Origin of the sequence: Paractinoplanes rhizophilus, from assembly GCF_042664765.1 — a bacterium.
Lineage (GTDB): Bacteria > Actinomycetota > Actinomycetes > Mycobacteriales > Micromonosporaceae > Actinoplanes > Actinoplanes rhizophilus.
The window spans coordinates 1-993 of sequence record NZ_JBHTBJ010000120.1 but is presented as its reverse complement, the minus strand read 5'-3'; the positions used below and the strand labels follow the sequence as shown (position 1 = coordinate 993).

Annotated in this window: 1 protein-coding gene; it reads left to right on the top strand. The window is 66.1% G+C overall.

Going from position 1 to position 993, the window contains the following annotated elements; translation table 11 throughout:
- Positions 1 to 158: 158 nt before the first annotated feature.
- Positions 159 to 983, top strand: coding sequence for a transposase family protein (locus ACFQS1_RS40485; RefSeq protein ID WP_378978388.1), 825 nt, complete (start codon positions 159 to 161; stop codon positions 981 to 983).
- The last annotated feature ends 10 nt before the right edge of the window (positions 984 to 993 follow it).

Sequence of the window (993 nt, the reverse complement as noted above, 5' to 3'; positions counted from 1 at the left end):
TGAGCTGATCTCAGCGACGCATAAGTATTGATTGGTACGACACGGACGAAGGGTGTCGAATCCGGCGGTGCTGGAATCGGACGTGGGGCCCTCGGTAGGTAGTTCTCACCACAAGATCACCCACACGGTGAGGACCCCACGTGCTGTCGTATCGTGCCATGATCGATGTCCCCAGGGAACTCGTGCAGTACGTCGGCCGGCTGCTGGCCGCCGAACGCCGCGCCCGCGGTACCCGGACCGGAACCCGCGCGTTGACCTGCTTCTACCAGGCGTTGATGGTGCTGGTCTGGTTCCGCAAACACGAGGATGTGACGCTGCTGGGCGCCGGGTTCGGGATCTCCCGGGCCACCGCCTACCGCTACCTCGACGAAGGCATCGCCGTGCTCGCCGCCCAGGCCACCGATCTGCACACCGCACTGCGCCGGGTAGCCGACGACGGCTGGGCGTACGTCATTCTCGACGGGAAGCTGTTCGACTGCGACCGGCTGACCGAAACCACGATCAGCGTCAAAGGCGAGGTCATCGACGCCTGGTACTCCGGCAAGCACCGCGACTTCGGCGCCAACATCCAAGCCGTCATGCGCCCCGACGGTCTGCCGGTGTGGACCTCCGCCGCCATGCCGGGCCACCTGCACGACCTGACCTGCGCCCAGACCCAGGGCATCACCGCCACGTTGAACTGGGCCGCCGGCGAGCTGGACCTGCCCACCCTGGCTGACTCCGGCTACGACGGCGCTGGGCACGGCATCAAAACCCCGGCCAAACAGCCTGCCGACGGTAAACGCCTGTCGATCGCCAACCGCACCGTCAACCGGCTCCTCCGCGGCCTGCGCTGGCAAGGCGAACGCGGCTTCGCGATCCTGATCGGGCGGTGGAAAACGCTGCGGCACACCACCGCGAGCCCGCGCCGGACCAGCGACATCCTCGCCGCAGCGCTGCACCTCACCCATTTCGAATACAAATACCTACCGGAAAGTCGTTGAGATCAGCTCA